Source organism: Nevskiales bacterium, from assembly GCA_035574475.1.
Classification (GTDB): Bacteria; Pseudomonadota; Gammaproteobacteria; order Nevskiales; family DATLYR01; genus DATLYR01.
On record DATLYR010000054.1, the window covers coordinates 1 to 3,375 of the forward strand.

Consider the following 3,375-nt stretch of genomic DNA (forward strand, 5'->3'; position numbering starts at 1 on the left):
CGGGGCAGGCGCCGCAGCCGGTGCCGGCGCGGCGGCCACGGGCGCACTGGAAGCGACCTGCACCGGCGCGCCGCCCTTCTGCTCGGCGACCCAGGCGTCGTATTCCGCCTGGGTCACGGCCTTGACCACCACCGGCATGAAGCCGTGGTCGCGGCCGCACAGCTCGGCGCACTGGCCGCGGTAGATGCCGGGCTTGTCGATCCTGGTCCACATCTCGTTGATGTAGCCGGGGATGGCGTCCTTCTTCACGGCCAGGTCGGGCACCCACCAGGCGTGGATCACGTCGTTCGAGGTCAGCAGCAGGCGCACCTTCTTGCCCACCGGCAGTACCAGCGGTTTGTCCACTTCGAGCAGGTAGTGGCCGTCATTCACTTTGCGCAGTTCAGCCAGCGAGTCCATTCCCCAGCCGGCGGCGCCGGTCTGGCGCGCGGCGTTGCTGGCCGCGTCGAGGGTGCTGAAGTAGTCGATGCCCTCGTCCAGATAGGTGTACTGCCACTTCCACTGGTAGCCGGTGATCTTGACCGTCATGTCGGTGTCGCTGAAGTCCTCCATCTTGATCAGCGTGCCGGCGGCGGGGATGGCCATGCCGACCAGGATGAAGAACGGGATGACGGTCCAGACGATCTCGGCGGTGGTGCTGTGGTGGAACTGCGCGGCCTGGTGGCCCTTGGACTTGCGGTGGTGGAGCATCGAGTAAATCATCACGCCGAACACGCCCACGGCGATCAGCGTGCAGATGCCCAGGATCAGCATGTGCAGGTTCCACACCGCGTGGCTGATCTCGGTCACGCCCTTGGGCATGTTCAGGAGCCAGCTCGCGCTCGCGGTGCCGGACATCAGCAGTGCGGCACCGCCGGCCACCAGCTTCTGCATCGTATTCATCGACATGCGCATACTCCCGTCATCCTCGGTCGTGTTCGGCGCGCCCCGACGGCGTCGCCAGCAATTCTCGGATCCGCCGCGCCAGCCGCACGCGGTCGTCCTCTCCCAGGCAGGCGCCGATCTCACAGCGGGCGCCGGCGTATGTCAGCCACAGGTGGCTGCGGTCGGCCGGGGTTTCCGGCTCGAACTGCAGCCGCGTCCAGGCGCGGGGAAACTCCCAGCGGTGCTCGGGCCGACGCCGCCCGGTCTCGACCCGTAGCCGGTCGGGATCCAGCGTGATCACCTCGCGGTAGGTGTTGCCGCGCAGCGACCACCACAGGCCCGCCGCCAGTGCCAGCATCTCCAGGCCCGCGAAGGGCAGCACCAACCAGTAGCCGCGCCAGGCGAACAGGCCCGCAATGCCGAAGGTCAGGACGCACATCCACAACAGGAACACTGCGGCCTGGGTGACGGTAAGCGAGGCGTTCGGCTCGACGACCAACCGGTGGCGGGATTCCCCCTGGGCGCTCGTGTCAACCGCGTCTGTGCCGTTCACCGCGATCGCCCCTGAAACTGCAGCAAATTGTAGTGGATGCGTCGAAGCCGTGGCAAACCGCCGCCTCAATCGAGCGTGCCCAGCAGCCCGCGGGCCGACAGGCGTGGCCAGCGCGTCCAGTCCCCGCCTCCTTCGGCAGGCGGGATCACACCGAGCAGGGGTTCCGGCAGCCGCTGGCCGAGCGTCATCAGGTTGGCCTCGAGGCGTGGCTGGCGCGGCGGCAGACAGTTGGCCACCCAGCCGGTGAGGCGGGTGACGGCGCGGATGGCCTGCGCGGACAGCAGCGCATGGTTGAGACAACCCAGGCGCATACCCACCACCAGCAGCACAGGCCAGCCGGCCTGCGTGACCAGTTCCGAATACAGCAGATCCTCGGTCAGGGGCACCTGCCAGCCGCCGGCGCCCTCCACCACCACCAAGTCTGCGCGCGCCGCGATCTCGGCATGCGCCTGCAGGATGCGCGCAGGGCCCATGCGCACGCCCGCCTCTGCAGCGGCGATGTGCGGCGCCACGGGCTCCGGCAAGAGATAAGGATTCACCAGTTCATAAGGCAGCTCGACGCTGGCGGCCGCCTGCAGCGCCAGCGCGTCCTCGTTGCGCGGCCCCTCGGCGGTGTCCGTGGCGCCCGCCGCCACCGGCTTGAAGCCGGCGCAGCGGATACCCTCGGCGCGTGCCTGCTCCAGCAGCAGCCGCGCGACGTGCGTCTTGCCTACGCCTGTGTCGGTGCCGGTGATGAAGATCGTAGGCATGAAGAATGGACAGGACAGACAGGATTTTCAGGATTAACAGGGTAAGAGGATTTCAGTCACAGAAGAATTCTTGCCTGTAAATCCTGCCAAGGAAGCTCTGATTCATTCGTCACCCCAGCGAAAAACCGGCCCCGGACTCGATCCGGGGCCGGGGTCCAGAGCCTTGAAAGTCACTGGATTCCGGCTTTCGCCGGAATGACGAGGAGGATTGATCAGAAGTTCCCTAATCCTGTTCATTCTGCTGAACTTCTTTGACCCCTGCCGCCAATGCATCGAGCAGGGCGTCCACCTGCTGCTCCGTGTGCGCGGCGGACAACGTGATGCGCAGGCGCGAGGTGCCGGGCGGCACGGTGGGCGGCCGGATCGCGCCAACCAGAAAGCCGCGCGCCTGCAGCGCGGCGCTGAGCCGTAGGGCCCGGTCCTCATCGCCAGCGATCAGCGGCTGGATGGCGGTGGACGACTCCGCCACCGGCAGGCCCAGCTGCCGGCTGCCGGCGCGGAACCGCGCGATCAGCGCGTGCAGCTGCTCGCGCCGCCAGCCTTCCGCCTGCAGCAGGCGCAGGCTCGTGCGCATCGCGGCCGCCAGCGCGGGCGGCATGGCGGTGGTGAAGATCGCGGTGCGCACGCGCTGCAGCAGGTATTCGATGAGCTCGTCCGCGCCGGCCACGAAGGCGCCGAAGCCGCCCAGCGCCTTGCCCAGCGTGGCCACCAGCACCGGCACCTCGTCGATGCCCAGACCCAGCGCGGCCAGGCTGCCGCGGCCCTGCGGACCCTGCACGCCGAAGCCGTGCGCGTCGTCCACCAGCAGCGCGGCATCCTGCCGCGCGGCCAGCGCCGCCAGTTCCGCCAGCGGCGCGGTATCGCCGTCCATGCTGAACACGCCGTCGCTGACGATCAGCCGCCGCCCGGCCGCTGGCTGGTCGAGCTGGCGGGCCAGATTGGCGACGTCGGCATGCGCGTAGCGGTGGATGGCGGCGCCGGACAGGCGGCAGCCGTCGATCAGCGAGGCATGATTGAGCGCGTCCGAGAACACCTCATCGCCGCGGCCGACCAGGGCCTGGATCACGCCCAGATTGCACTGGTAGCCGGTCGAGAACAGCAGCGCGCGCGGGCGCTGCACGAACTCGGCCAGTTCCTCTTCCAGTGCCTGATGCTCGGCGTTCCAGCCGGTGACATAGGCGGAGGCACCGCTGCCCAGGCCGTACTCGG

General features: G+C 68.6%; 4 protein-coding genes. All 4 read right to left on the reverse strand.

Annotated features, from left to right (window positions below; genetic code table 11):
- The coding region (gene coxB, locus VNJ47_03280; protein ID HXG27853.1) for a cytochrome c oxidase subunit II at positions 1 to 888 on the reverse strand (888 nt) is incomplete at its 3' end.
- Between the two features lie 13 nt (positions 889 to 901).
- A complete protein-coding gene (locus tag VNJ47_03285; GenBank protein HXG27854.1) occupies positions 902 to 1,417 on the reverse strand; it encodes a DUF2244 domain-containing protein in 516 nt (171 codons plus the stop codon).
- Positions 1,418 to 1,482: 65 nt separating this feature from the next.
- Positions 1,483 to 2,166, reverse strand: coding sequence for a dethiobiotin synthase (gene bioD, locus VNJ47_03290; GenBank protein ID HXG27855.1), 684 nt, complete (start codon positions 2,164 to 2,166; stop codon positions 1,483 to 1,485).
- Positions 2,167 to 2,389: 223 nt separating this feature from the next.
- The coding region (locus VNJ47_03295; GenBank protein ID HXG27856.1) for an 8-amino-7-oxononanoate synthase at positions 2,390 to 3,375 on the reverse strand (986 nt) is incomplete at its 5' end.